The organism is Vibrio sp. V09_P4A23P171, assembly GCF_963875615.1.
GTDB classification, from domain to species: domain Bacteria; phylum Pseudomonadota; class Gammaproteobacteria; order Enterobacterales; family Vibrionaceae; genus Vibrio; species Vibrio anguillarum.
Map to the genome: position 1 here is coordinate 263,001 of NZ_CAWNMR010000033.1, position 24,463 is coordinate 287,463.

At 42.9% G+C, this 24,463-nt stretch carries 20 protein-coding genes and 1 pseudogene; 3 read left to right on the plus strand and 18 right to left on the minus strand.

The window, feature by feature from the left end; translation table 11 throughout:
- Positions 1-21 precede the first annotated feature (21 nt).
- The 17 genes from fliG to AACT23_RS11935 form a co-directional block, all read right to left on the minus strand.
- A complete protein-coding gene (gene fliG, locus AACT23_RS11855; RefSeq protein ID WP_094129055.1) occupies positions 22-1,071 on the minus strand; it encodes a flagellar motor switch protein FliG in 1,050 nt (349 codons plus the stop codon).
- A complete protein-coding gene (fliF, locus tag AACT23_RS11860) occupies positions 1,064-2,806 on the minus strand; it encodes a flagellar basal-body MS-ring/collar protein FliF (RefSeq protein WP_013856309.1) in 1,743 nt (580 codons plus the stop codon). Before fliF ends, fliG begins: the two co-directional genes overlap by 8 nt.
- 14 nt (positions 2,807-2,820) lie before the next feature.
- The gene (gene fliE, locus AACT23_RS11865) at positions 2,821-3,132 is read right to left on the minus strand and encodes a flagellar hook-basal body complex protein FliE (protein WP_026028064.1); all 312 of its coding nucleotides are present in this window, start codon (positions 3,130-3,132) and stop codon (positions 2,821-2,823) included.
- 84 nt (positions 3,133-3,216) lie between these two features.
- The gene (locus AACT23_RS11870; protein ID WP_094129058.1) at positions 3,217-4,626 is read right to left on the minus strand and encodes a sigma-54-dependent transcriptional regulator; all 1,410 of its coding nucleotides are present in this window, start codon (positions 4,624-4,626) and stop codon (positions 3,217-3,219) included.
- Complete coding sequence (locus AACT23_RS11875) at positions 4,626-5,684, minus strand: sensor histidine kinase (protein ID WP_013856306.1); 1,059 nt, start codon at positions 5,682-5,684, stop codon at positions 4,626-4,628. The genes AACT23_RS11870 and AACT23_RS11875 overlap by 1 nt, the downstream gene beginning before the upstream one ends.
- 129 nt (positions 5,685-5,813) lie before the next feature.
- A complete protein-coding gene (locus AACT23_RS11880) occupies positions 5,814-7,280 on the minus strand; it encodes a sigma-54 dependent transcriptional regulator (protein ID WP_017045739.1) in 1,467 nt (488 codons plus the stop codon).
- 248 nt (positions 7,281-7,528) lie between these two features.
- Positions 7,529-7,939: a flagellar export chaperone FliS gene (fliS, locus tag AACT23_RS11885; RefSeq protein WP_010318718.1), complete on the minus strand. Its 411-nt coding sequence runs from the start codon at positions 7,937-7,939 to the stop codon at positions 7,529-7,531.
- 10 nt (positions 7,940-7,949) lie between these two features.
- Positions 7,950-8,255, minus strand: coding sequence for a flagellar protein FliT (locus AACT23_RS11890; RefSeq protein ID WP_069212109.1), 306 nt, complete (start codon positions 8,253-8,255; stop codon positions 7,950-7,952).
- A 1-nt stretch (position 8,256) separates the two neighbouring features.
- Entirely contained in the window at positions 8,257-10,257 is a 2,001-nt protein-coding gene (gene fliD, locus AACT23_RS11895) for a flagellar filament capping protein FliD (protein ID WP_094129061.1), read from the minus strand.
- A 22-nt stretch (positions 10,258-10,279) separates the two neighbouring features.
- On the minus strand, positions 10,280-10,708 hold the full coding sequence (gene flaG / locus AACT23_RS11900) for a flagellar protein FlaG (RefSeq protein WP_013856302.1): 429 nt from the start codon (positions 10,706-10,708) through the stop codon (positions 10,280-10,282).
- A gap of 74 nt (positions 10,709-10,782) precedes the next feature.
- On the minus strand, positions 10,783-11,913 hold the full coding sequence (locus AACT23_RS11905; protein WP_026028066.1) for a flagellin: 1,131 nt from the start codon (positions 11,911-11,913) through the stop codon (positions 10,783-10,785).
- A 285-nt stretch (positions 11,914-12,198) separates the two neighbouring features.
- Positions 12,199-13,332 (minus strand): flagellin, encoded by a 1,134-nt coding sequence (locus tag AACT23_RS11910; protein ID WP_013856299.1) that lies wholly within the window; start codon positions 13,330-13,332, stop codon positions 12,199-12,201.
- 243 nt (positions 13,333-13,575) lie between these two features.
- Positions 13,576-14,709, minus strand: coding sequence for a flagellin (locus AACT23_RS11915; protein WP_094129064.1), 1,134 nt, complete (start codon positions 14,707-14,709; stop codon positions 13,576-13,578).
- 125 nt (positions 14,710-14,834) lie between these two features.
- Positions 14,835-15,737, minus strand: coding sequence for a Dyp-type peroxidase (locus AACT23_RS11920; RefSeq protein ID WP_017045744.1), 903 nt, complete (start codon positions 15,735-15,737; stop codon positions 14,835-14,837).
- A 66-nt stretch (positions 15,738-15,803) separates the two neighbouring features.
- The gene (locus AACT23_RS11925; protein ID WP_176428671.1) at positions 15,804-16,268 is read right to left on the minus strand and encodes a DUF2919 domain-containing protein; all 465 of its coding nucleotides are present in this window, start codon (positions 16,266-16,268) and stop codon (positions 15,804-15,806) included.
- Positions 16,269-16,511: 243 nt separating this feature from the next.
- Positions 16,512-18,050, minus strand: a complete 1,539-nt coding sequence (locus AACT23_RS11930; protein WP_094129069.1) for an EAL domain-containing protein — start codon at positions 18,048-18,050, stop codon at positions 16,512-16,514.
- Positions 18,051-18,360: 310 nt separating this feature from the next.
- The gene (locus AACT23_RS11935; RefSeq protein ID WP_094129071.1) at positions 18,361-18,765 is read right to left on the minus strand and encodes a response regulator; all 405 of its coding nucleotides are present in this window, start codon (positions 18,763-18,765) and stop codon (positions 18,361-18,363) included.
- 933 nt (positions 18,766-19,698) lie between these two features.
- On the opposite strand from AACT23_RS11935, the gene AACT23_RS11940 reads away from it, so the two are divergent.
- The 3 genes and pseudogenes from AACT23_RS11940 to AACT23_RS11950 form a co-directional block, all read left to right on the plus strand.
- The gene (locus AACT23_RS11940; protein WP_094129074.1) at positions 19,699-20,931 is read left to right on the plus strand and encodes a winged helix-turn-helix domain-containing protein; all 1,233 of its coding nucleotides are present in this window, start codon (positions 19,699-19,701) and stop codon (positions 20,929-20,931) included.
- A 206-nt stretch (positions 20,932-21,137) separates the two neighbouring features.
- Positions 21,138-22,205, plus strand: coding sequence for an outer membrane beta-barrel protein (locus AACT23_RS11945; protein WP_094129077.1), 1,068 nt, complete (start codon positions 21,138-21,140; stop codon positions 22,203-22,205).
- Between the two features lie 308 nt (positions 22,206-22,513).
- Positions 22,514-22,945 (plus strand): annotated as a pseudogene (locus AACT23_RS11950) (transposase); the annotation flags it as partial.
- 226 nt (positions 22,946-23,171) lie between these two features.
- On the opposite strand, the gene AACT23_RS11955 reads toward AACT23_RS11950, so the two are convergent.
- Positions 23,172-23,606, minus strand: a complete 435-nt coding sequence (locus AACT23_RS11955; RefSeq protein WP_094129080.1) for a hypothetical protein — start codon at positions 23,604-23,606, stop codon at positions 23,172-23,174.
- Between the last annotated feature and the right edge of the window lie 857 nt (positions 23,607-24,463).

Here is a 24,463-nt window from a genome sequence, read left to right on the forward strand (position 1 = left end):
TATTGTTGAGTCAGGGTTAGATTATAAGAATTCGTCTGCGCCGCCAGACAGCATAATTTCGCCACTGTCGGCCATACGACGTGCAATCGCCAGAATCTCTTTTTGCGCCGCTTCGACATCTGATACTTTAATCGGAGGCATGGCTTCCAGATCATCTTTCATCATCTCAGCTGCACGTTTTGACATGTTTTTGAAGATCTTCTCGCGCAATGCCTCATCAGCACCTTTAAGTGCTTTTTGCAGTACATCTTGCGGTACATCACGCAGCAATTTTTGAATGCCTTGGTCGTCCACTTCGACTAAGTTCTCGAACACGAACATCAGATCTTGGATCTGCGTTGCCATGTCTTCATCTTGCTCACGCATCTGATCCATGAGGATGCCTTCGATATTGTTATCGAGGTAGTTCATGATATCAGCCGCGGCTTTCAAGCCACCAATTTTCGCCGCTTGCGCGCCCGCTTGACCGGCAAATTGTTTCTCCATGATTTCATTTAGTTCTGCCAATGCCGAAGGTTGTACTTCTTCAAGGTTGGCAATGCGCATTAATAAATCTAAACGGTCACGTTCAGCAAACTGCGCCAAAATTTCAGCTGATTGATCCGGTTCTAAATACGATAAAACAATAGTTTGGATTTGTGGGTGTTCATTAACAATGATGCTCGCCACTTGTCGTGGGTCCATCCATTTCAATGAATCCAACCCTTTTGAACCCGTGCCAAGCAAAATTTGATCGACCAAGTTATTGGCTTTATCGGCACCTAATGCAGCGATAAGCGCGTTACGCATAAAGTCTTCGCTGCCCATACCGATATTGGTGTATTTCTGAATATCTTCGAGGAAAGCACGATGCACCGCGCCCACTTTCTCTTGGCTAAGCTCTTTCGCCTTCGCCATCGCGCTACCGACTCGTTGTACCTGCTTAGGTTCAAGATGGCGGATGATGCCAGCGGCGTCCTCTTCGTTTAAGCTCAACAACAAAATAGCCGCTTTTTCATCACCAGAAATTGTTGAAATATCAACCGATGATTCTGTCACTTCTGTTCCACTCTTATTTTTATTATCAGGCATTTTGCATCCAATTCTTCACTACTTGAGCCGCAAGTTCAGGCTCATTGGCCACTAGAGCACGCACCGCTTTCAGTACATCCTCATCCTTGTGTAAGTTTGGCAAATCAATACCGGAACCAAACTCAAAGAGATCACCGCCATCAATACCACTGCCAATTAAACTGGTTTCACCATCAGCACCAATCGGTAAACCATCAGGTCCGTACATTGGGTCATCATCATCCGCAGCAGGGTTGAGCAGTTTTTTCAGCGCAGGGCGAACCAGCACCAGCACCACAACCACAATAACCAAGGCACTAGCAAACCAGCGTACCCAATCGTTGAAGTTTGGATGCTCCCAAATAGGGACATCAACCATTGACTCAACTTCAGGCACGGCAAATTGCATGCTCAAGACATTCAACAAATCGCCACGGTTTTCATCAAAGCCAACCGTCCCAATCAATACTTGTCGCACGGCGCTAATTTCACTTTCGCTCAAGGGAGTATAGGTGACTTCGCCAGTCTCTGGGTTAACCGATGGTCGGTTTTTAATCGCCACCGCAACGGTTTGACGATTCACCACACCCGATTGTTTACGTTCATGACTGATGGTGGTATCGAGTTCAAAATTGCGCGTGGCTTCTTTGTGCACAGAACCTTGCCCAAGAACCGAGCCATCTTTCATCTGCGCGACGTCTTGTGGGATAGAAGCATCGGCAGGTGGCTGATTACTTAATGCACCTGGAACGCCAGCCACCACATTGCCGTTGTTATAGTCTTCAAGCGTATATTCGCTGCGTGTCGCTGGCGTATTCGGGTCAAAGCGTTTACGCGTTTGCTCAATGGCACTGAAATCCAGTTGGATATCCACTTGGGCGGTGTAATTACCAAAACCTAGAATAGGGATTAATACCGAATCAATTTTGTCACGCAGCGCCTCTTCTTGCTTGCGTTCAAGTTCTTGTTCTTTACGGCGGGCTGACGACACAGGATCTTGAGAGCCTGAGCTGAGCAACCGACCATGTTGATCAGTCACGGTAATTCGATTGGGTTTCATCCCTGGCACGGCACTGGCGACCATATCGACAATAGAGTCGACCTCTTCTTGTTTAAGGTTCGCGCCAGTTCGTAAGGTAAGAAATACGGAGGCAGAAGCATCTTGGTTATGACGAACAAATACGCTTTGCTTAGGCAGTGCCAATAACACACGAGCTTTGTTGACGAGCTTCATCTCTTCAATCGCTTTGGCAAGCTGACGTTCACGGCTAAGTTTAAGGCGCTCTTGCTCAAGGCGCTGAGAAACACCAAAGCCCATGTCTTGCATCAAGATTTCATCGCCCGCTTGCTTGTTTTGATTTAACCCTGCACGGACGAGGTTGAGTTTTAAGCTGTTGTATTCACTGGATGGCACTAAGATAGTATTACCATCTAATTTGTAGGTCAGTTTCTGCTGATCAAGATAATCGAGGACAGGAATAAGTTCTTCGGTTTCATAAGCGCCAAGCGGGCGCATTTCAGGTTCTCGAACCCAAAAGAACAACATGACAATCAGTGCCACACAGATGGAAATAGAGAGGACTAACACCACCTGGCGCAACAAGTCCAAGTCGCCCATCGCAAAATCACTTTTGGATGAACTCTTCTCTTCAAGATCTGGGTTTTGCGTGTCCATGTCTAGATCTGAGCTCGCCATTAAAGCGTGGTCAGAACCACTGGTCACGGTAAGATCGGTTGTTTGCTTATCTTCTGCCACGGCGGCTACCTAATTTATACGGGCATATTCATGAGTTCTTTGTAGGCGTCGACAAGTTTATTTCGAACTTGAATCGTCGCTTCAAAGGCTACACTCGACTTATTACGAGCAATCATCACATCCGATAGTGAGACATTTTCATCTCCCCGATCAAAGCGGGTTTGTAAATTACCTGAGGTCTTTTGCAAACTGTTCACGTTATTAATGGCTTTGGAAAGCATGTCGCCAAAATCAGCACTCACACTTTGTCCAGTTGCCGTAGGACGAGCATTGGTTGCTTCCAACATCATTGTTTGCATTTCGCTGTTTAAACCATCAAGTCTCATTGCTACCTCTAACGCCAAATCTTTGACTGCTGTGCTGCTTCTTTCTGTGATGCAGCAATTTATATGCCATCACCCACTTTGGGGTTAATTCGGGATATCAATTCCTGCATCACGCATTTTCGCTAATTTATAACGCAGTGTCCTAGGGCTAATTCCGAGCTTGTCAGCCATCTCTTTACGGCGGCCTTGGCACTCGACTAAAGTATCCATGATAATGGTGTACTCTTGATCTCTCAGCTCATCACCCAATGCAGCGCCATTGTTATTAAACAGCTTGTTCACTTCGGCTTGTACTACAGGCTTAATCTCTGGTGTGGCAATATCGCTGCGCTCTACGACTTGTTGCAAGCTGCTAGCATCTTGCCAATCAACCCCTTCCAACAAGATATGTTCACTTGCAATGTCTCCTTGCTCACTCAAGATCAGCGCGCGTTGCACGACGTTATCAAGTTCACGGACGTTGCCCGGCCAAGCGTAACTAAGCAGCTTGTTAATGGCTTGCGGCGCGATACGAGGCACAGGTAAACCAAGTTTAGTGCAGTGACGCTCTACAAGGTGGTGAGCCAGCGGTTCAATATCCCCTTTTCGGTCACGTAGCGCTGGCCATGAGATTGGAAAGACGTTGAGGCGATAATATAAATCATCACGGAAATTGCCTTCCTGCACATACTGCTTTAGGTCGCGGTTGCTGGTCGCCAATACGCGGACATCAAGCTTAATGCTTTTACGCCCCCCCAAGCGTTCCACTTCACGCTCTTGGAGTACACGCAGCAGTTTTGCTTGTAGGTTCAGATCCATCTCGCTGATCTCATCGAGTAAAATGGTCCCACCTTGTGCTTGTTCAAATTTACCCGGACAAGCTTGTACCGCACCTGTAAATGCCCCTTTTTCATAACCAAATAAGGTGGCTTCGAGCATGTTGTCTGGAATGGCGGCGCAGTTGATCGCCACAAATGGCCCATCTTTACGCGGAGATGAGTTATGAATGTAGCGAGACATGACCTCTTTTCCTGAGCCACTTGGGCCCAAAATCATGACGTTAGCATCGGTTTTTGCCACTTTGTCGGCAAGTGACAATAAGCGCAGGCTTTTCTCATCGGCAACAACCGCATCACCATTATCATCCGATTTCACTGGCGCGTAACGGCTAACCATGTTGAGTAGCACTTCGGGGGCAAAGGGTTTTGCCATGTAATCAATGGCGCCCTCTTTCATCGCCGAGACCGCATCTTCAATATTGGCGTACGCCGTCATCAGCAACACGGGTAAATTGGGCCAATGCTGTTTGATGTTGCGCAGCAGTGCAAGGCCACCCATGCCAGCCATTTGAACGTCAGAGACAACAATATCAACAGGATGTGCTTTGAGTTTAATCAGTGCATCTTCGGCGCAATCAGCTTCCAGCCATTCATAACCGGCCAGCGCCAAAGTATCGACTAACGCTTCGCGTAGACCTTCATCATCTTCAACGATTAAGACTTTGCTTTGAGCCATCATCCTTCTCCAGTCTCTGTTGGTGAAGAAGGGGCATGACGCTCGAGTGGAATGCACATAGTAAAGCAAGCACCCTCCCCTTCTTCTGAAATTAATTCCAATCGCCCATCATGGGCGCGGCAGACCATTTGTACCACCGCTAACCCTAACCCCGTTCCTTGTGAGCGAGTGGTAAAAAACGGTTCCATAATTTTACTTTGCAGCGCAGCAGGGACTCCCGGGCCACTGTCTTGTACCGAGATTTTCAGCTCACCATTTACCGGGCGAAAAAAGACATCAATTTGCGACGCCTTACCCGCAATTTGTATTGCGTTCATCACTAAGTTACTCAGTGCAGAGGCAATGGCATTTGCATTGCCTAACACCACTGTCCCTTCTTGTTCCACTTCCTGATGATAATCAATTGCGCTATTTTTTAATGCCGTTTCCACCATGGGAACAAATTCGCTGACCAAGTCTGTCACTGTAAACGGCTGAATGACTTTATTGTCACCACCTTTGGCAAACAACAACATATCATTGACTTGTTTTTCAAGATCATGAAGCCTATCCATCAGCTTAGACTGAAAACGCTCTCTTGTAGCGTTTGGCAAGTTAGGCGCACCTAAATTTGAGGCATAGAGCATGGCACTGGATAACGGTGTGCGAACTTGGTGTGCCAAAGACGCCACCATTCGACCGAGTGAGGATAAGCGCTGTAAATCACTGATGCGTGATTGAAGTAACCGAGTTTCGGTTAAATCGGTGATTAATATCAATTGGCCTGTTGCTGATGCTGAAATGGCTAATCTAACTTTACGACCATTGCGCAGCGAGATTTCATGCCCATCATCTTCTCTCGGCGCAAAGGCACTTTGAATGACGGAATACCATTTTTCACCCGCCAATGGGACTTGCAATAACCGCTGAGCTTCAGGGTTAGCCTCTCTGACTACGCCTTGAGTATCGAGCAAAATGACGCCAGCAGGCATCACATCAAGAACCTGTTTATAGCGCTCAACTTGATCCTCTACAGAATCTAAGTGAGATTGATTAATGGGTGTGTCAGGAGACTGCATGTCGAAATTCTACCTATAAAACAACAATAGCCTAACAAGCAAAATGCATGCCAGGCTATTTTTCTTTAAAATCAAAGAATTAATCCATTGCCAATATATTGACTAAACTTTACCCATGCTGTTTTTGAATCACCGTTGCATATTGTATTTACGCATTTTTTCAACCAAGGTCGTACGGCGCATACCCAACATATCAGCGGCACGCGCTACCACTCCGCCTTGAGCTTCAAGGGCTTGGTTGATCATATTGACTTCCAAGTCCGCCAATAGCTCTTTCAAATTCACGCCTTCAGGAGGCAATGACTGCGGTGCGTTGAGATTTTCGTGCATCTCTTCGACGTCTTCAAAACTGAAGTTTTCAGAGAAAATACCCGCCAGCACATCACGTTCTTGGTCTTCAACTGAGCCATAGGAGCTGTGCTCTGGTTGGAATTCTGGAATATCACTATAGCGGTATTTAGTTGGTAAATGATTGACGTCGACAAGACTATTTGGATAGAGAATGATCATCCGCTCAACTAAATTCGCTAGCTCACGAACATTGCCCGGCCAATTATGTTCCATTAACGAATTGACTGCTCGCGGGGTAAAACAAAATGGCTGTCCACCTTCCGCTTCCATACGTGTCATGAGTTCTTGTAACAGCAATGGAATGTCGTCTTTGCGATCTTTTAGCGCTGGCATTTCAATTGGGAAAACATTGAGTCGATAGTAAAGATCTTCACGAAATGATTCATCATCAATCATGTTTTCTAAATTGCGGTGAGTCGCTGACACCACACGCACATTCACTTTAATGGTGGTGTTACCGCCCACACGTTCAAAGCAGCGCTCTTGTAACACACGCAACAACTTTACCTGCATCGACATCGGCATATCACCGATCTCATCGAGAAATAAAGTACCGCCTTCGGCAAGCTCAAAACGACCTTTACGCGCGGTTATCGCTCCGGTAAACGCCCCTTTTTCATGACCAAATAATTCACTTTCAAGTAAATCAGCCGGAATCGCACCACAGTTAATCGGCACAAACGGACCGTTGCGGCGTGCAGAATGATAATGGATGTTACGCGCAACCACTTCTTTGCCCGTTCCAGATTCACCTAAGATCAACACATTGGCTTCTGTGCCTGAGACTTGCTCAATCAAATGGCGAACTTCTTGGATACCATGACTTTGGCCTACAAGGCTACGAAATAAGGTATTCTTACGCGATGTAGAGGGAACTTGCACGCCTTTGCGTCCTAAAAATTCTTTGCAATGTCGTAATGCGTCACTCAGTTGAGGATAATTAAGAGGTGACTCAAGTTCACCGACGTATTGAGTAAATTCTTCCAATGAATATGGCTGCTTGTTTGCCATTAGAAGTGGAATATAATTGGCCTTAGTCAACCACTGAGCTATCTCATCAGTTAACTGCTCACTTTTTAGCGATCCAATAATGCAGCCCCCCCACAATCTTGAACAATCAATATCCTTGATTTGGGATGACTCGATCGCCTCGCAGTGCTCTCCAACAAATTCTAAAATGTTACTTAGATTGAGACGGATCTGCGGATCGTCTTCTATCACAAGCAGTTTTGCTAAACCTTGCATAGGTGAGAATATTTGCCTTAAATCAGAGAAATTGTGGCCGCACTTCTGAAAATCGTTATTCAGTTTTGTTTTTCTATAATCACTTGATTAAACGATAGACAATTTGTGGAATTCAGCAACAAAAAAAGCCATTAGGCTAGTAATGGCTTCTATTCTATGGAATAAAAAAAATAAGGCAACCAAGCAATGAGCTGGTGTGACATCAGTTAAAACTTTAAAAAATAAGTGCCTAAAGTTTTATAAATAACTTATATGCCCACTTCGCTTGCCGTCAGATTGTGGTATTCAGGAGGGATTTGATCCCATGCTGATTTAATTTCTCGAATGATGTCGATCACATCATCCAGTGGTTGCGGGTCATTTTGATGATTCGCTTCGGTGATCTGAGTGATCATAAATTCATAAAGCTGATCTAAATTTTTTGCAATATCCCCGCCATCACTCATCGATAAGCAACTGCGTAAGCTAATAATGATATCCAATGCTTTACCAAGGCGTTCACCCTTACTTGGAATATTCCCCTGTAGCATTGCTGCTTTTGCTTGAATAAGGCGTTCAATGGCACCCGCCATCAACATTTGTACGACTTTATGCGGCGAGGCCGCACTGAGCTGGCTATCCACTGATACCTTTTTGTATGCCTGTAAAGAACCGCGCATAGTCTTCCTCTTATAAAAACTTTTTGTATTGCTGAACGGATTTATTACCGTGTCGGTATTTTTGGAGCGTTCTACCGATCTCGACCGTTTTTGACTGCATCAGTTCAACAAGATGTTTAGTTTCATCAATAGCCTCTCGCCATCGGCTCGACATTGCAAACTGTGGATTTTCTGACGCATGCGTCAGTAAGTTTTGCAATATCCGTTCCCTTTTATCGACAAGATGATTGATTTCTTCAGTATTAATTTCATCAATGACAAGCATTGCTCTTATTTGGTGATCTAGATCACTTAAAAGGTCGAGTTGCTGCTCCATATCAGCCGCCTAACGCATTCATCATACCAGCTAATTGGTTCTGCATTTTACTGGTCGCGTCTTGCATTGCTGAAAACTTAGAATGCGTTCGCTTCTCCAAACTGTCCATGCGGCGATCAAGTGCCGCTTGGTCGTCCGCCACACGGTAGTTGCGTTCTACTAAGCTTTTTTCGCGTGTGCGAATCGACCCTGTCACCCCCGTCATGCTCTGAATAGCATCTTCAACCCGTTTGGCAAATCCTTGGTTTCCACCAAAGAACTCACCTAGCTTATTAAAGTTGTTATTGAGTTGGCGATCTAGCATGTCGTAGTTAATTTCAAGTGTCCCTTGGCGTGTGGTGGTAATACCAAACTCAATCAGACTTTTGATCTCTTCTGGAGCCTGCTCAATTCTAGTCGAAAAAACACTACGTAGGCGGGAATCTGCACTGCGCACAATACTGTCACCCGCCAGTGGCCCAGCTTGGCCAGTCCGAGGGTCAACGCCTCCAAGTTCTTTAGAGACCTGATAAAACTGATTATACGCCGCGACAAATTGTTCAATATCATCGCGCACGGTTTTGCGGTCATATTCGATACCAATTTCAGCCGGTGGTTTGCCTTTGTCCGTTTGCCCTTTAAGGGTCAAATCAACCCCTTCAATCGCATCTTCAATCACGTTGTTGTTGCTAGAAAGGGTCGCCACACCATCCAAAACCACCACGGAATCTTGGCCTGCTTGTACTTGAGTCATACCTTGATAGGCGTCAAACGATGCTTGTGCCGCTCTAAGCTCAGCATCTGCTTTGTCCACTTTATCTAAATACTCACGCTCTTGCGGGTCAAGCTTTTCACGCTCTTTCTGCTTGGCTTGCTCTGGCGTCAGTTCACCACTACGCACCGCCGCCGCAACCGCGGCTTTTTCAGCTGCTAATTGCTGTTCAAGCTTGGCTTGCGCTTCTTTGGGGGTGACATAGGAGTCAACCAAAGTACCAGAAGCAGTATTGGTCCAACCGGGCACATCTGGCGCTTTTTCTAACGCGGTCGCATCAAGCTCTGGCTCAGGTTCATAGTAGGAATCGAGTAAGGTGCCAGAGGCGGTTTCAGTCCACCCTGGAATACGATCTTGCGGTTTCAGATATTTATTGGCAGCAACACCGGCGGCGGCAGCAGCTTTGACGGCGGCGTCGGTTAATTCACCGGCAGCATTAGCGACTTTACCGTCGGCAGCTACTTGTCCGGCGACTTCTTGAACACCACTCGCCATACTTTGGTCAACTTCGCGTGCCGCCGCACCTATTTTCTCGGCGACTTTTGCAGCGATAGCTTGTTGAGCTGGCGTGAGTGGTGCAATGATTTGTTGCGCTGCAGCGCGTGCTTTTTCTAAATCTTTAACGCGTTCTTCCAGCGTTTTGTATTCTAGATTTTTGAGCGGATTTCCGGCATCAGACTGAGCATTAATTTTAATGTCATGATCTTTTCCAGATAGATTAGAGGCCACAATCAAACGTGGTCCTTCAACATCATTGATTACCGAAGCACGAACTCCGGGATTGGTTTTAGTGCTGTTGATACCGCGAACGATATCAATCAATTTTGAATTGGCTTGGACATCAACATCAAACTTCTGATCACCAAGTGAAATCTGCAGCTTACCAGGACCAAACTTTGCCTCTTTATCTAAAACATCCGAGGCAACTTTATGGCTCTGTGCAAGCTGCAACACATCGATAGCATATTTACCTGCTATTGCGTCAGTGGTGGCTGTCGCGGAGACGACATTTTCATCAGTAGTATCGACTTTTCGCAAAGCGAAAGCCTTCTCCTGACGAAAATTCGTCATAAGATTTTTCATCGTATCCAGCGACTCTTTGAGCCGGCCGTAGGCACTGATACTGGCATCAATTTGGCCAAGCTCATTATCAATGCGTTGCTGCTTAGGAACGCGCTCTGCATTGACAATTTTGCTGACCAAGGAATTGATATCCATGCCAGTATTCATACCCATCGGGCCTAAGCTCATTAAATCACCTCAAAAACTACGATTACACCTTAGCAACCAATAAACCTGTACTGTGGTCTTTTTGTCTGGCAAGGCGTCGCAAAACCTCTAGCATTTCCTCGTTCGGGATCTGACGAATAATGTCACCAGTACTGGCTTCATAAATCGTCACAACATCCCGTCCTGATTCTTCATCGACTCTAAACGCTAAGTCTTTGTTGATAGATGAGATAAATTCATTCATCTGCTCTACCATCTTGGCTCTTTCCGATTTGTTGATCTGCTCTCGTTGCTGTGCAAGCTCGATTGCCGCTTCAACGCTTTGGTTTTGCCTATTTCTTAACTGTTCAGTACGATTCACCTCATTTTGTTTCGAGGAAGCGCGTGTCGCGCCATCGTTTTCTGAAGCAAATTTAATGCCACTTTGCGAGCCGTAAGGCTGGATGTTCGATGTGTAGGATGGTATTTCCATAACAATCTCCCTTCCACCTCATAGGTTGGCAGTGAAAACACTGCTTTCCCCACAAAGCTCCATTCGCCTATCGGTTAACCCAATAGACTCAGAGCTGCAGATGGTGACTGCTTCGCCTGTGCCAAAACTGACGTACTCGCTTGCTGCAAAATCTGCGACTTCGTCATTTGGGTTGTTTCACGGGCATAATCAGTATCCTTAATTCGACTACGAGAAGCGTTGACGTTCTCGTTGATGTTATCAAGGTTACTGATGGCATGACCGAAACGGTTCTGGAATGCACCTAACGAGGCGCGTTGGCTATCAACGGCCTTTAGTGCACCATCAATCAAAGCTACAGCTTCCTGAGAGCCGCCAACTGTTGTGACATTGATGTCTTTGACGGTTACGTCTTTACCTGCAGCAAAACCAATTTCAGTACCCAGTCCACCACCAATAGTGACATCGCTTGAGACTTTTTGATTGGCGGCAAACAGTTGCAGTTTACCTTCATCACCGACTGAAGCTTTGATGTCACCATTTTGACCATTAATGTAAGTAGCGACTTCTTCTAAATCATCACCCGCTTTAGCGTTAATGGTGACTTCGCGAGCTTCTCCTTGTTTATCAGTATAGCTCAGAGTCAGATCCGTCGCATTGGTGACTGACCAGTCAGGCGCTTTGCCATTTGTCGCGACATAGCTCTTACCGCCCATCGCTTTTGTGTCAGAACGCATGTCGCTCATGGAAAGCATCACAGCTTCACCAGAATCGGCACCAATTTGGAAAGATTTATTACCAAACGAACCATTTAGCAGTTTATTACCACCAAACGAGGTTGTTTCAGCAATACGGTTTAATTCATCATTGAGTGCTGAGACTTCCTCTTGGATCGCTTGACGTTCTGAACTTGAGTTAGAACCGTTTGCTGATTGCAAAGAAAGATCTCGCATACGTTGCAAGATATTGGTGGTTTCATTCATTGCACCCTCTGCGGTTTGTGCAATGGAGATACCATCATTTGCGTTTCTTACCGCCATATCTAAGCCACGGCTTTGTGACGTTAAACGGTTTGAGATTTGTAGACCCGCTGCATCATCACGCGCGCTATTGATTTTATAGCCCGATGACAGACGCTCCATCGATTTCTGCGTACCATCAGCGGCGTTATTTAAATAACGCTGTGCGGTCATTGCAGACACGTTAGTGCTTACATTAATTGCCATATTGATCTCCTTAGGCATTGTGTTGATGTACTTCCGTGTCTCTCACCTCACGTCGGTACACCTCATTTCTCTCGTATCCTTTAACGGCGAAAGATTTATATCCTTTAGAAAAAAATAAGCCTTTTTTTAAAATTTATGCAGCGAGCATGAGAAATGTGATTAGCGTCAAAAAGTAAGAAAGATAATGCTGCATCGACTAACACTTTTTCCACTTTACCGCTAAGCAAAAAAATCCAGCCGAGGCTGGATTTTCATTAAGGGTAACTCTTGAGCTATTGGGCTCTTTTAGCCAAGTAAGCTAAGTGCCGCTTGTGGCGCTTGTTTTGCTTGAGCCAGCACTGAGCTTGATGCTTGAGAAAGAATTTGCGACTTAGTAAGCGCTGTTGTTTCTTTGGCAAAGTCAGTATCTTTAATACGGCTCTTAGAAGCACTCACGTTTTCGTTAATGTTATCTAAGTTGCTGATTGCATGGCTAAAGCGATTTTGGAATGCACCTAATTGTGCGCGATGGCTATCTACAAATTGCAGTGCAGCATCAACAATGGCAACCGATTCTTGAGCGCCACCCACAGAGGTCACATCAATGACATCTACGGTAACAGCTTGACCAGCTTGCATGCCGAGCTCACCAGCAAGACCGCCTGCGAATGTTACAGGGCCTTCTACTTTATTACTGCCAGCGAAGACTTGTAGTTTTCCTTCATCATCAACTGATGCTTTCACCATATCAGTTTGGCCGTTGATGTAAGTCGCCAACTCTTCAATATCATCGCCTTCTTTAGCTGAGATATTGATAGTCTGATCTGTACCTGAAGTATCTTTCAGTGTGATTTGTAGATCGTTGCTGCCGGCTTGAACTGACCAATCTTTATCTTTGCCGTTCGCCGCTTGGTAGCTTGTGCCGCCCATCATAGCATTGTCACTACGCATGTTGTTTAGGCTAAGCATGACGGCTTCACCGTTATCCGCACCGATTTGGAATGACTTAGTTTCAAAAGTACCGTTAAGTAATTTGTTACCACCAAATGATGTGGTTTCTGCGATACGGTTTAACTCGTCATTCAGAGCGGTGACTTCTTCTTGAATCGCTACACGGTCTGCTTTTGAGTTTGAACCGTTAGCTGATTGCAGTGACAAGTCACGCATACGTTGCAAAATGTTGGTCGTTTCATTCATCGCACCCTCAGCGGTTTGTGCAATAGAAATACCGTCATTCGCATTACGTACTGCTACGTCAAGACCGCGGCTCTGAACATTCAAACGGTTAGAGATTTGTAGGCCTGCCGCATCATCTTTTGCGCTGTTGATTTTAAAGCCAGAAGATAGGCGTTCCATTGATGTTTGTTGTGCATTGCTAGCGCCGTTTAGGTAACGCTGTGCTGTCATCGCTGATACGTTGGTATTTACATTAACTGCCATGGTGATTACTCCAATTGATTTTCCGATGTTTCCGGTTTCCGACGTCTCGGAAAACCAAATAGTTCTCTCAAAGTTACTTTTTATAGCGGCGGTATTTTCCAAAGCTTGAGGATTTTTTTTCGATTTTCTTAAAAAAAATGTGTTTAGTGTAAAAAACAGGACAAGAGGTCAAAAACCCACCAAAAAGGTAATAATTTCGCTAAAGATTTGTTATTAAAAGTCGATAAGTGTTGCTTTTTATCGCTAGCGAAGTAAGGCCAATGCTAGGTTTGGCTGTTTTTTGGCTTGCGCAAGAATAGAGGTACTGACTTGTTGTAGGATTTGCTGTTTTACCATTTGGGTGGTCTCTTTCGCATAGTCAGTATCTTTAATTCGACTGTTTGAAGAAGCGAGGTTTTCATGTACGTTGTCGAGGTTGTTGATCGCGTGGTTAAAACGGTTTTGCAACGCGCCTAACTCAGAGCGATGGCTATCAACGTACTGCATTGCGGTATCAATGACGGCAACCGCCCGCTGCGCACCACCGACTTCGGTAATATCAAGAGTGTCTACTGCTTCATATCCCGTCACATTCATTTGCAACTGATTGGCTAAGCTACCTTTAAAATCAATAGTCCCAGAGGTTTCTTTACCCGCCATGAACAGCTGTAGCTGTCCTTTGTCGTTGACTGACGCCGATACTTTATCGGTTTGCCCATTGATGCAGGTTGCCAACTCTTCAATATCGTCCCCTACTTTTGCTTGGATTTGAATATTGTGCTGTTTTCCCTTGGCGTCGGTATAGCTCATGGTGAGCTGCCGATTATCTTGTGTCACCTGCCACTGGCTATCCGCCATGCCTGCCGCAACATAGCTAAAGCCCCCCATATCCAGACTGTCTGAACGCATATTTTTTAACGAAACTTGCACTGCTTCGCCAGAGCTCGCCCCTATCTGAAATGAGGATTGACCAAACGAACCGTTCAGTAACTTACGACCACCAAAAGAGGTGGTTTCAGCAATTCGGTTTAATTCATCGTTCAAGGCGCTCATTTCTTCCTGTAAAGCTTGCCTATCCGCTTTACTGTTCGCGCCATTCGCCGACTGCAAAGAGAGATCTCGCATACGCTGAAGCAGGCTGGTGGTCTCTTGCATTGCACCTTCAGCAGTCTGCATGATTGAAATGCCATCATTAGCATTGCGTACAGCGACATCTAAGCCCCTCATTTGCGACTCAAGGCGATTCGAAATTTGTAAACCCGCAGCATCATCTTTGGCACTATTAATACGCTTCCCGGAAGCAAGACGCTCCAAAGATTGATTCAACATTTCGCTTGCTGAGCCTAAGTGGCGCTGCGCAATCAAAGCGGAAACATTGGTATTAACGGTAATTGCCATAACAGACCCATGCCATAGAATGAATGATCTCTTTATCGGACAGTAGACGCTTTTCTTTACATAAAATGCTTAAAAAAGAAAAACCGAGCACAAGGCTCGGTCCGATAGTAGGTCAGTATTGAAACTTACTTTAGTTCAAGATGTTGCAGCATCTCAGCTGAAGGGGCAAAAAAGTACGCGCCCGTCACGGCTTTGGTAAAGCGCAGCAGTTGGTCTGTTTTACCATCCGCCACACCATACATACTTTCCAACATCACTTTAAAGTTATGCAGCGTATGGCAATAAGCAATGAATAGTAAACCGTGCTCACCACTCACCGTACCGTAAGGTAAGCTATGACGAACAATTTTTAGCCCTTTCCCCTCTTCTTTGATATCGACACGGCCAACGTGAGACGCTGCTGGTACATTATCAAGCTCAATCGAATCAGGCTTAGTGCGCCCAATCACTTTTTCTTGCGCCGCCACATTTAAGCGATTCCAAGCTGGAAGGTTATGCACAAAACGCTGCAACATCACATAGCTGCCGCCAGCAAATTCACCATCAGCAATCAGTGCAACTTCTTGACGTTTTTCGGCTTTAGGGTTTTCAGTGCCATCGATAAAGTCCGTCATATCTCGCGCATCTAAGTAACGAAATGAGTAGGTTTCATCCACCATTTCAACCAACTCAGCCACGGGTTCCATCCATTTACGCAACACATAAAACAGCAAGTCATGACGATGAGAATGGCAGTGAATCAACACATCCACCTCGGTACTTGGTGCTATGGTTTCGCCTTTACCAAGCTCAGGAAAATCAATCAGCTCTTGTGGTATGCTTTGATTTAAACGCTGCCAAAAGGTGCGAGTAAACGCGACCGACACGGTTAATTCAGCGCCGGGTTGATGTTGATTTATCTCATTGACTAAAGCGGGCAATGCTTTTAATTGCGCTAAAACATGCGCCGGATTTTGCTTTACTTTTAAAAGGCTAAATAGTGCAAACGGACCTGCTTCAGGCAGAATCGCGGTTTGAGGTTGTGTCATAAAATATCCTCACTTACTTATTTTTGCTCAGTGTAATTCAGTTTTTTGGGGCGACCTTGATTGGGATCACGCCTTGTCTATGAGCGGGATAGAAAAACAATCACGCACACTTTTACTCTTCAGTAGATATAGGCCAAACCATAACAGCACCAACAGTGTGCTTGCATTGGCCCAATTAAAAACGCCGTGCTCTAAATAGATATGATAAAGCGTTTGCATAAATTGCAAGATAACCATAAGTAACGTCAGCGGTTTTCCCATGCTGACGATGCGGTTTAGCCACGATCGTTCAGGAGCACGTAAGCTGATAAGCCACATAAGAATGATACTTGGCAACCCCATAATCAACCCCAAATAAAGCATCGAATGGTCTGGGTAAACAATGGTTAAAATCGTCGTGCCATTATCTCGGCTTGCTCCTGCCACCACGAAAACAATCCAAGCTTTTGCCAAAAATAACCAACCAAGCCAGATAAGTTTAGGGGCTTTAAGAAAACCATGCTGGTCGTATCGCTCTAACGTATAACGCATCAATACCTTCGCTCTTTTAAAAAAACGTTTTTACTTTAGCGAATCGATTTCAAATAGCTAGCCAGATCTTTTGCTCTTGACCAGTTTCTAACTTGAATGCACACAAACGACTCGGAATTGCGGGTAGGCAGGATAATCCTCAAAGATTTTCAATAAACGTTACACAGGTCTACTAAACAGTGGTATGGATGGGAAGTCAGATATCACAACCAAATCAGGTCGCTAGTTTAAAAACTATCGTAATTATTTAGCATGACATTGGTCTTGATACGCCTGCAAGAATTCCGATAGAGGCACAGGTTTTGCGAATAAAAAACCTTGTAAATAGTTAACATTATGATTTTTTAGATATTCAGCTTGCTCAGCCAGCTCAACGCCCTCAGCAACAAGATCAATTGATAAACGCTTAGCAAGTTCAATCGTATTTTCAACCAAGTGTTCAGCAATCGGATCCTTTCTTATGTTTTTAATGAATATTTGATCAATTTTTAAGTAGTCCAGTTCGATTTTTTGTAAGTTTATCAGACTGGAATGGCCAGTTCCGAAGTCATCAATCGCTATCTTACAACCCAAACGTTTTATGTTACTGAAAAGTACATCTGTTGCATCCGAAAACTCAAGAACCTCTCGTTCAGTAAGCTCTAAAACAAGCACTACTTTCTCTGTATCAATATACTCAACAAAAGCCTTACATTGGTTAAAAAGATCTTGACCATTGCAATGTTGAGGCGAAATATTTATCCCTACATGAAACGGATTAGGTAAGGAGTCCTTATAATTATTCAACTGCTTAGCGGTTTCGTTAATGAGCAATTTTGTCATAGGAATAATCAGCCCAGACTCTTCAGCTTGAGGAATAAAAAGATCCGGACGAACCACACCTTGAATAGGGTGAACCCACCTTATCAAGATTTCTATACCCATAATTTCATTGGTTGAGGCATTAACAATCGGTTGAGCATAGGGTACAAATTCTTCTTGACGAATTGCACGCTGAAGTTCCGAATCTAACGTTTTTGGGCGGTTAATAAGCCACCAATAACAAATCGAAAATGACACCTGCATAAATACAATCAAGAAAATATAGAACTTTCTCTCATTCCAAAATGCAGACCAGGATGATGGGTAACCAAATCCTGCATAAATTGTAAATGGGAAACGTTCTGATTTAATCTGTTGAACAGCAGTCAGTGCAAGCGTTGGATCAGTTGGATACATTATACCGTCCTCACCTAACCAAGACTCCCCCAACTGTAAAAATAGAGATAAAGCATAAGCAGAAGATTGAAGTAACGCTTGTTGGATGTGTAATCCATCAATACCGCTAAGTGACACATTATCATTTTCCACATTACGAACGACAATCAGTGGATGCTGCAAGTCTACTTGACTACCTGACATTAATAAGAGCTCACCTGAGATATAAGTCTGTGGGTTATCAATAAATGATCGTTCTCCCCAAAGAGATGTACAATATATCACTCCATCATGAGCTAAATTTGTCGTTCTTACAAAAGGGCTCGTCGCTACAATTTTTCTTAATTCTACGATAATTTCATCACAACTCTCATTATGACTAACGAGAGAAAGTGTTTTCTTATTCGCTTCTTTTCCGTAATAGAGAATAGAATCAATGTTTGATGCCGCACTTACAGCGTACTCTTTTGATTTTTCTTGTAGGGAACGAAAAAAATAGTAATGAGATAACTGCAAGATAAGAAAGCAGGGGATCACTGTCAAAAAAATGAAATGAAATGACTTTAGCTGGCCTTTTGCACTCATTATTTGCTCCATATAGTTGGTAGAGTGTTATTTATTAACCTATTAATCACTCCATCCCCACAAATTATTAAAGTTACATTGTTCACTTATTAATCGCCAGCTCCTCAGTTTCACCCTCAAAGATGAAATGAGGACAACCATAAAATGCACTAATTTATTAAAAATAGTGAAAAAGGCAAAGTATCAACACCATATATCTTGATGTATGTCTCATCTCTTTTTATAAAAAACTACGAAACAAATGATAGGATTTACTACGCCTAACACTTCATGTGTTGTTAAAAACACTGAACTTCAGGACGCTTTCTCCTCAATTCAGATTAGGGAAAAAACCTATGTTTTTCACAATCTGTTGAACATTCTTAAAAGTAAAAGGTTTGGTGATCACAAAATGTTCACAAAAATTCAGATCGTCCTCGAATTGCCTAATCTGAGCCTCATTGGACAATAAAATTAATGACGACAAACCATACTTAACCAGTTGCTTATCATTAATAGCATCTAACATAGATATAATGATGCTTGTCGGATCTTTTTTTACAGAATCCAAATCGTAAATCACAAGGTCATGACTACCTGTATCCGTTCTCTGTTTTATCACATTAAGGTCATTACCACCGGAAAGTTGAATATGGGTAATATGGTTCAATGGTCTGAGCGCAGAACGCAGCAACTCTCTGATGATAGGATATTCACTAACAACTAAAATGTTCATCTTTATTCTCCACGATAATTAAAGGCCACATTGGGTCATAAAAGAAAAACAAGAGTTAGATTTGCTAAAATCCATATACATATACTTTGACACTTGTTTTTTCCGCACTTAATGAATAACAATGCCTAGAGTCAAAGCCGCGTAATTACGTTTTATAGAACATCGAGTCAAATCGATATTTCATAAGACGTTATCAACCAGATACTCCACACTCAGGACATAACAATTCTCACCGAAGCGGACACACAAGTAAAAATATTAAAAGTTAGCAATAAAACACATTAAAAACAAAACGTTAAACAAAAAAATAAAATGGAATAACAAATTCATATTACTGAATTTCTTTACTACGTGGGTTCAAGTGCTCAGACATACCATGATGTATGGAGTGGATGGTTATAATAGGTAGAAATGTAAAAAAAAGTTACTTGTTTCCAGACAATGCCCATCGCGGAACGTCACACTGTATACAGAAAAAGATCGCCTTCCAATCCTCCTAAAAAACGAATAGAAAAAAACCAAAGCACCTAAAAACACTTTCATCATGCAATAACAAACAGATTCCAACAATAACCATGTAGATAACGCATTGTTTTAATTCGTATTTATTGGTAATAATTGGCAATAATTACTAACAATTGATCTGCATCAAATTTGCTATCCTGAATGTCGAAATGATTAGCGAGCATGAAGAATTTAATGCTTATGTTTCAAAAAAGAAGCATTTTATTGCAACCTCACTTAAACGACATTACAAGGTACTTTATTGAAATCATGAGCATAAAATGATGATTATATAACTTTGTGGACACCATCTTCGACTTGACATTGATTTTATGATTTATAATCTAACTAATGTAACCGTCTGAAAAAGTAAAAGCGCGACACGATTTGCAATTACTAGCCCATAACGAAACTAAAAAGAATAACGCCATGACCACACAATACAAGCATTCTGATAAATTCATTTTCGAACCAGAAACATTCCGACTCATTTTAGAAACAAAAGAGCTCAAACTTAGCCATAAAGAATCTGCCGTGCTAGAACAATTATGCAGCAACGCTATGCGTGTTGTAGAGCGCAGAACGCTGCTAACACAGATCTGGGGCGATAGAGAAAGCAGTGATATCAGCTTGAATAAAAATATATTATTGCTGAGGAGAAAATTCGAATCGATCGGCATCAAAAATGCAATTGATACCGTTCCTAGGGTTGGCTATATCTTAAAACTAGATCTTGAAACCATGCAAGGTGATTCACTTGCTCATAGGGAAGAGATTATTGATGAAAGCGTAGATGCAGCTGAAGAAGCTGAAATAGAGATCGTGAGTGCTCCTAAAAAAAACAAATTCGGGCTGAAGTCATTCCTAGCCGTTCTGACAATCATTATCGCTATAATATTTTTAATTATTAATATTTCCATATTTCTTAAAAGAGATAGCAATGATTTACCAGAAATATCATTAATTAAACCAGATAACCAAGAGCAAAATAGGACTATATTATACACAAGTGATATATCTAAAAATGATTATAACAAATATATAACATTGTCAGACTATGTAACAAGAGACATAAATTACTATGCTCTTGTTTCAAATGAAGCCATATCATTTATTAATTTAGATGATAGCAAAAAAATGATTTGGCAAAAGACATTTTTGATGGATAAAAATAAAGCTATCTCATCACAGATAAAGTGTATTGCTGGTTACATAAACAACTATCAAGCAAAACCTATTAATGTAAAAAAAGTGCCGGGAATGACATTTGTTAGGCTCAATTTTTATCGCCCATGCTCGGAAAACAATTACTTTGTCGGGACTATGCTAATAAAGAGTACAACGACCGATGATAGAACGTCGACATGGACGCAAGACTTTTCTTTCACCGATAGAAACGACAATGTTTTATTTCACCTAAAACGTCATTCCAGAGCATATAACTCTAAGAAAGCAATGCATCTCAATATAAAGTCTTTCCATGTCGATTTCGTACAACAGGAGTCGTTACAAATAGATTCCGATTTGAATCGTATTTTTAACCAATTTACACAAGATGATATTTATCTACAAACCGTGGATAAGAAAAATAAAATTTATGTGTCATCCGCATTTGGTGGAATTGTTTTTCATGTTGATGAGTTTTTAAATAAAACAGAATAAGTAAAAACCAACATTCCCTGCAACTCCGGTTACTATCCTTTATATAGAGTAAAAAAGAGGATAGTAACCAACCTACCCTTATATACCTATACAATTCTCACTCAAAATAAATAACCTTTGAGCGGTACTTTATTTTCCAAATTAAAGATTAAAATAACAACGTCAAGAAATTTTTCTATGTTTACTCGATACTAAAGGATAGCTAAATGAATAAATTCCGTTTTTCTTTACTCACATCAGTCATTCTGATGGGTATTTCACACACCACTCTGGCTGATGAATCAAATATTTATCTAGGTGCTGGTGTCGGCGCTGGGCACATTCACGGTTTAAATAAGATTGATAATGTTGAATCTGGCGCAGAAGATGCGGCTGCAGCAAATTTATTTTTGGGCTACGACCTAAATAATTACCTCTCGGTTGAAGGCGGTTATCTTTACTTAGGGCATGGTAAAACAGATAACCTCCCCTTTAAAAATCAAGGTGGTATGATCAGCTTAAATGGCAAAGTGCCACTAGTAGGAGACCTATCTTTACTCGCTGAAGCTGGCGGTTATTGGTCTCACACTGAAGGACTTGGCGAAAAAGACAGCAAAGTTTCCGCCGTGTTAGGAGCTGGCCTTGCTTATCAAATTAACGATCAGTTTGCTGTGCAAGCACGTTGGCGTTACATCAAAGATGTCGCAGACATCCAAAGCGAACTCTATCAAACCCATTTTGAACCGAATGAAAACCTCGCAACATTAGAACTGGTTTATCATCCATTCCGATCTGCAAAAGTAGAACCTATGGCAGTCACCACTTCCTTTGAAGCTGAAATAATGCAATCAGCAGAAGAACCAGAGATTATTCAGCCAGCTACCATCATGGCCGATAAACCATTTGAGCTAAGTACAGAAGTACACTTTAACCTCAACCAAACCGCATTAAATAATGAAGCATTACAATCACTGGATAAGTTAAACCAACAACTAACAGAAATTAATGCTAAAAAACAGATGGAGACCATAGTAATTGGTTATTCCGATAGCTTGGGGGCGAATCTAATCAGAGATCGTGTTTCTAAAGAGCGAGCAGAGGCGGTAGCCAATTATCTCGCCCATATCGGCGTACCAGAAAGTCAAATGCACGTACAAGCAAAGACTATTTCAGACTCAACCTGTAACGATGTAACAAATAAAGCAGAGCAGATTGCTTGTCTTGCTCCTAATCGCCGTGTCGACATAAAGATAACAGGCTATCACGAAGTGGAAGAGCTCCAATCGCCTTGGTAAGAACACTTAAGTAATAAGCAATAAGTAAATTGACTAAATTTGGGTTGCATATCCACCTCCCCCTTTGGATCTTAGCAGCCACTTTCATCGGTTTCAGAATGGTCCCTGAGGCCGATTTTTTTTGGCTAGAATAGCTACGTATTGCTACCAAGAATCATATTAGGTAAAACGTTTTTCCACCTGAACTGACTTGGTTGCGTAAATCGATGGAACTCATTATCGATTCTACGTTTTGAGCAGCTGCATTCACTTTCCACAGTAGCATAATGCCTAAACCTCGTTACAAAACAACCAACTGGAAACAGTAGATAGCTTTAATCAATCGTGGCTCACTTCTTCTGGATTGATGAAGAAGCGATAAGCGATTGGAAACAATGCAAACAAAAAAGCGTGGAAGATCTCGTTGCTTTAGCGACCTAGCGATCACAACTGCATATGATTAAGCGCATCTTCTCATTGCAGTTAAGAACTCGGCAAGGATTTTATTGGCCCTATATTTATGATTCCCCGAGTTCCATTGAAGTACCCACATAACACTTGTATCAGTTGCCGGGCTAAGCAGGTTGAAATATCGTTCAAACCTAAAACTTCTAGAATGATAAGACACTTAGCCATCGATGCCACTGGTCTCAAGGTTTATGGTGAAGGTGAATGGAAATTCAATAAGCATGGCTAAACGCACAGTTCGGCAAAAACGCCGTATTGCTGTTGATACGAGAACTCACGAAAATACCGCTGCGTAGTTGAGTTTATCGAACGTGGCTGATGCCGATGTACTGCCAGAATCTGCCTGAAACTTGTTGTGTCGACTAAGAAATACACAAGGCGGGGCAAATTTGTCTCTACACTGATACGCAACAAAGGCCGTTTTGAAAGATAAAAAGAAGTAAAGAAAGATAATTAAATATAACTATACGTACAAAAAGCGCCAAGTTATCCAAACTTGGCGCTTGAGCTAGACGCTCACTAACAAAAATGAGTTATGGAGCAAATATCAGTAGCCTGACTCGCTAAAATATCTCCATTTTCATCTTTAATACTGACAAGAATCATCTCCGGTGGAACTGCAAATGTTTTTTTCACTTCAACTGAAAGAACACTATCTATATCGTGCGTACCGTAACCATACTCATCTTTATCTACTAATAAACCATGTCTACCATAGTAGCTGATAACCATGGTTTCATAGAGATGCTTAATCGCATAAGCTCTTACGTTTAAATCACCTCCAAGACCCGATACTTGAGCAGGAAGAACAACTGGGTACTCATCCGGACTCGCTGTATTGCTCACCTCATTGCTCTGCGTCATTGAGCTATCAGCCGCGTTAGCATGGCTCGTCGCACCAAATAGACTTAGCGCTGCGCACGCCATTAACGCTGATAATTGCATTGGTTTCATGTTTTTCCCTGTTTACTTCTTAAGAGTTTAAATTGATTAAATTAATGATTGAGGGCAACAAGCGGAGAGTGAATATCATTTTCTCAGGCCGCTCACCCCAAGCCGTGAGGCAACATAATACTGTCATTGGTTAAAGCGGGATTCTATACATGGAATAATTCAGAATTATTCTAGAATCAATAGGTTGGGTAGCAAATTATTAGCAACAAACTCCATGTCAACTGAACATAACCTTTACAGAAATAAAAATCGAGAAAGGTAGGAGGTAACATTTAACGGCATCATATGTACGCATAAAGGTTGTTATGAGAGAATCGGCCAATGGGGAGCGTTTTATGACCATATTCAGGCGTATGCGGGAGGTAAACCGGTTGGGTTCGAAGTAGCAGGTCGTCAGAGTGGTAAGCCAGATGCTTCAGAGCATGGTTTTCACTGTTGTAGCGTAAAGAGGACAGGGGTTTTACATATAGGGGATAACGGGACATATAGGGGATAAGGGGGAATGGAACGCAGAAGACCTTTGCTTCGGAAAGTTCTCTAGTGAGTTGAACTGGTGCATAGAGGACGCGTAAGGGTTGATTTTCGAAAGGGGTAGGAGTAGGTGGAGAAAAAGTGTTGTATGACCCTGCGTTCAAGGAAAATACGGGAGTTGTACGTAACGAAGTGTCTTTTTCTTAATTTTTCGGTTCAATTCAGTTGGTTGGCCTCCAGTCTGGTGAGCCGAGCCGAGGGGATACAGTTAGTTCGACTCGGCCCGGGAATATCACATGGTCTTCTAATCGTATGTTATTCTAACCGGCACCCCCCACTTATAGGACCCCGCGACTGGGGGGGCCTGGACCATGCGCGTATTTATA